Here is a 4,099-nt window from a genome sequence, read left to right as displayed (position 1 = left end):
GCTTTTCTGCTATGCATCATCCTGATTTCCGCCTTCATGCGGGTCTTTGGGATGCCTGCTTGAAATGACGGGTCAGGAAATCGGTTTGATGCGCCTGCTGCAAAAAAATCTCTGGATGATCGCCATGTCGTTGGCGATGGCATCCGCCGGCCATGCCGCGCCGCTCGTCGAGCCGACGCTGCACATCAGGCCGCAGGCGAGCGGCGCCGGCCGTGTGGCACTCACGCTCGATGCCTGCGGCGGACAGACCGACAGCCGGATCCTTTCGGCGCTGGTGGACAACAAGATCCCCGCCACCATTTTCGTGACCGGCATCTGGCTGAAGCGAAACGCCGCCGCCGTCGAGATCATGCGGGCGCATCCCGATCTGTTCGAACTGGAAAATCACGGCGGTCACCACATCCCGGCGGTCGACACGCCGCGGAAAATCTACGGCATCCGCAGCGCCGGCAGCCCGGATGCGGTGCTGGCCGAGGTCGAATCGGGGGCCGCCGCTCTTGCCGGGACCGGCGAGCCGGCGCCGAAATGGTTTCGTGGCGCAACCGCCGAATACAGCCCGTCGGCAATCGCCATGATCCGCAAGCTTGGCTTCAAGGTCGCGGGATTCTCGATAAACGGCGACGGCGGCTCCTTGCTCGGCGCCAAGGAAACCGCGCGGCGCATCGCGGCGGCCAAGGACGGCGACGTCATTATCTCGCATATCAACCAGCCGACCCATGCGGCAGGCGAAGGCGTGGTGCAGGGGCTGCTGGCGCTCAAGGCCAAGGGCTTGACCTTTGTGCGGCTCGACGATGCCGAGGGCATCGGCAATAACGGCACCACGGAGTGAGTGGCCAGCCGAGCGTATCCCGCTTCGGCGTTGGCTCAGTCCGGTTTGGCTTCGATCGTGACCTTGCTGGCGTAGAATGCGCCGTGGTTGCCGATTTCAGCCATCTCGTCGAAAGGCCGTTCATAGGCCCACATGGCGTTCTGGCCGGTCTCGCCGGCAGGCAGCACGCTCCAATAGCTTGCATCGCCCTTGTAGGGGCAATGGGTCGAGTGGTCGGTGCGGCCAAGCTTGCCGAAATCGATGTCGGCGAACGGAATGTAGAAGGCCGCCGGATAGGGAGCTTCGGTCAGCACCTTGGCCTTCGCTGTTGAAGCGATGACCACGTCTCCGGCGCGCACGGTAACGGTGCCGGCATAGGGCTCGATGGTGATGATTTTGTCCGGGTTGCGTTGGAAACCGGGTGCGGGGTTGGCGATCTGATCCATGCGGCGGCTCTCCTTGCGTCGACTTTGAGATGTGTCGCGCAAACGCATTGTTCAAGGCCTGCCGTCGCCATGCAACACGCAAACACCTGCCCAGGCCGGCACTGCCGGATCGCGCCTCCGAATATCCTCGATACTTGTCGTCAGCTGTCAGGCAGCGGCCTTGAACACGTCCATGAGACCCGCATAGGCGGCAGCAATACCGGCGACCGGGTTGCTGCTTCTCGATACGGTCTCGACCTTCAGGGAACCACCGCCGGTCGGCAAGGTGAGCAGCAGGAACTGGCGGTTTCCGCCATCGCCGACTGACGCGGCTGCGACGTGCTGGTCCTCGCCCTGGTTCTGGACGCACATCTTGAACAGCAACGTGCCGCCGACCGCTTCCAGCGCGCCGCCGACAACTTCAACAAATTCATCTTCGGAAACAGTCTTTGTGTCCGGCACCAGATCGGCCAGACTTTCGGCAAGCGTACTCTCGAGAGCCTTGTCGTCGAGCTGCGCGTCCATGCGAACCTCTTTCAGTCGCCAATCGCACCCCTTTGCCCGTTAACGAAGCTTAACGCCGACGATGGCCGGATTGTGGCGGTTGTTCCCAATGCAGTGCTCGGCCGTATTGGCGGCTGGACAATCCGTCGGTTCGCTCCACAATGGGACAAAAAGCACAACGCAAAAGCGTGAGGGAGGACCGAATGCTGGGACTGATGCAGGAATGGCCGCTGCTTTGCCATAAGCTCATCGACAATGCCGAGCGGCAGCATGGCATGCGCGAGATCGTGTCACGCTCGATCGAAGGGCCGATCGTGCGCACCACCTACGCCGACATCCATCGTCGCGCCCTGAAGGTCGCCCAGCGGCTGGAGCGCGACGGCTATGGGTTGGGCGACCGCATCGCGACGCTGGCCTGGAACACCGCCCGCCACATCGAGGCCTGGTACGGCATCATGGGCATCGGCGCCATCTACCACACGCTCAATCCGCGGCTGTTTCCCGAGCAGATCGTCTGGATCATGAACCATGCCGAGGACAAGGCAGTCTTCGTCGACCTGACTTTCGTGCCGCTGCTCGAGAAGATCGCCGGCGCCGTCAAGTCGCTGAAACAGGTGATCGTGCTGACCGACAAGGCACACATGCCGCAGACGACGTTGCCCAATGTGGTCGCCTATGAAGAGTGGCTTGACGAGGCGGATGGCGACTTCGCCTGGAAGACCTTCGACGAAAGCACCGCCGCAGGCATGTGTTACACCTCCGGGACCACGGGCGATCCCAAGGGCGTCGTCTACAGCCACCGTTCGAACGTGCTGCACGCCATGATCGCCGCCATGCCCGACGCCATGGGGTTGTCGTCGCGCGACACGATCCTGCCTGTCGTGCCGATGTTTCACGCCAATGCCTGGGGCCTTGGCCAGAGCGGGCCGATGATCGGCGCCAAGCTGGTCATGCCCGGCTGCAAGATGGACGGCGCCTCGATCTATGAACTGCTCGATACCGAGAAGGTGACCTTCAGTGCGGCCGTGCCGACCGTCTGGATGATGCTGCTGCAGCATCTGGAGGAGACCGGCAAGAAGCTTCCCTATCTCAATAAGGTCGTCATCGGCGGCTCGTCCTGCCCGCGCGCGATCATGACGAAGTTTCAGCAGAACTACGATGTCCAGGTCATCCATGCCTGGGGCATGACCGAAATGTCGCCGCTCGGCACGCTGTGCACCCTGAAGCCGGACTATGCTGGTCTTGAGGGCGAAGCCCGGCTCGATGTCCAGCAGAAACAGGGCTATCCGCCGTTCGGCGTCGAAATGAAGGTGACCGACGACGACAACAATGCGCAACCCTGGGACGGCAAGACATTTGGCCGCCTGAAAGTGCGTGGGCCGGCCGTTGCCCGTGCCTATTATGGCGGCGCCGGCGTGGAGCAGTTCGACGGGGACGGCTGGTTCGATACCGGCGACGTCGCCCACATCGACGCGGGCGGCTATATGCAGATCACCGATCGTGCCAAGGACGTCATCAAGTCCGGCGGCGAATGGATTTCGACCATCGACCTCGAGAACCTGGCTGTCGGTCACCCCGATGTCGCCGAGGCGGCAGCCATCGGCGTCCACCATTCGAAATGGGGCGAACGGCCGCTGCTGGTCGTCGTCCGCAAACCGGGCAAGGAACCGAGCAAGGCTGATATTCTCGACTTCATGGACGGCAAGGTGGCCAAATGGTGGATGCCGGACGATGTCGCCTTCGTCGGTGAAATTCCGCACACCGCCACCGGCAAGATCCAGAAGATCACCTTGCGCCAGCAGTTCAAGGATTATCGCCTGCCGACGGATTGACGCGATGTCGCATGTTTCGGCTTCATGGCATCGCAAAAAGGTTCTAAGTCTCCGTTCGGGTTGGGGTGGTGCGGCAATCGATGGCAAGTATTCCTGAACGGCAAACGTCGAGGGCGGCCGGATGGTCGCGGCGCACGGCCGCTTTTTCGTTGGTGCTGCTGCTGACGGTCTTTGTCGGCCATCGCTTCGATCTCGTCGAAACACCTGTCTTTCTGTGGGTGCTCGGCATTGTCGCGCTGCTGGCGGCGATGGCGCTGTTGTTTGCCGGGTTTGCCTTTTCGCGGCTCTGGAATTTCGGCGACCGCGGCGGTCGCGACCTGACGGTCGGCGCGCTGCTGGCGCTGCTGGTGCTCGCACCCTACGGCGTCGCCGCCTACTGGGCGACGATCTATCCGCCGCTCAGGGACATCTCGACGGATTTCGACGAACCGCCGGCGCTCGACGTGAGCGACCGCAAGAAGGATATGAACGTGCTTGCGCCGTCGACGCCTGGGGAACAGCGGCTGCAGACCGATAGCTATCCGCTGGTC

At 62.5% G+C, this 4,099-nt stretch carries 4 protein-coding genes and 1 pseudogene; 3 read left to right on the top strand and 2 right to left on the bottom strand.

Annotation, left to right across the window (positions count from 1 at the left end; genetic code table 11):
• Nucleotides 1–88: 88 nt before the first annotated feature.
• Entirely contained in the window at nucleotides 89–829 is a 741-nt protein-coding gene (locus ENZ75_RS23620) for a polysaccharide deacetylase family protein (RefSeq protein WP_013532742.1), read from the top strand.
• Between the two features lie 35 nt (nucleotides 830–864).
• Here the strand turns inward: ENZ75_RS23620 and ENZ75_RS23615 are convergent, their stop codons facing one another.
• Together ENZ75_RS23615 and ENZ75_RS23610 are read right to left on the bottom strand one after the other, a co-directional pair.
• Nucleotides 865–1,254: a DUF427 domain-containing protein gene (locus ENZ75_RS23615; protein WP_013532741.1), complete on the bottom strand. Its 390-nt coding sequence runs from the start codon at nucleotides 1,252–1,254 to the stop codon at nucleotides 865–867.
• 147 nt (nucleotides 1,255–1,401) lie between these two features.
• Nucleotides 1,402–1,758 (bottom strand): hypothetical protein, encoded by a 357-nt coding sequence (locus tag ENZ75_RS23610; RefSeq protein ID WP_013532740.1) that lies wholly within the window; start codon nucleotides 1,756–1,758, stop codon nucleotides 1,402–1,404.
• A 182-nt stretch (nucleotides 1,759–1,940) separates the two neighbouring features.
• On the opposite strand from ENZ75_RS23610, the gene ENZ75_RS23605 reads away from it, so the two are divergent.
• Nucleotides 1,941–3,569 (top strand): fatty-acid--CoA ligase, encoded by a 1,629-nt coding sequence (locus ENZ75_RS23605; protein ID WP_063167687.1) that lies wholly within the window; start codon nucleotides 1,941–1,943, stop codon nucleotides 3,567–3,569.
• A gap of 80 nt (nucleotides 3,570–3,649) precedes the next feature.
• Nucleotides 3,650–4,099: pseudogene (locus ENZ75_RS23600) on the top strand (DUF1499 domain-containing protein); the annotation flags it as partial.

Origin of the sequence: Mesorhizobium sp. M7A.F.Ca.CA.002.04.1.1 (genome assembly GCF_004022805.1) — a bacterium.
Taxonomy (GTDB): domain Bacteria; phylum Pseudomonadota; class Alphaproteobacteria; order Rhizobiales; family Rhizobiaceae; genus Mesorhizobium; species Mesorhizobium ciceri.
The sequence above is the reverse complement of the archived record's forward strand: the minus strand, read 5'-3'. Positions and strand labels throughout refer to the sequence as shown.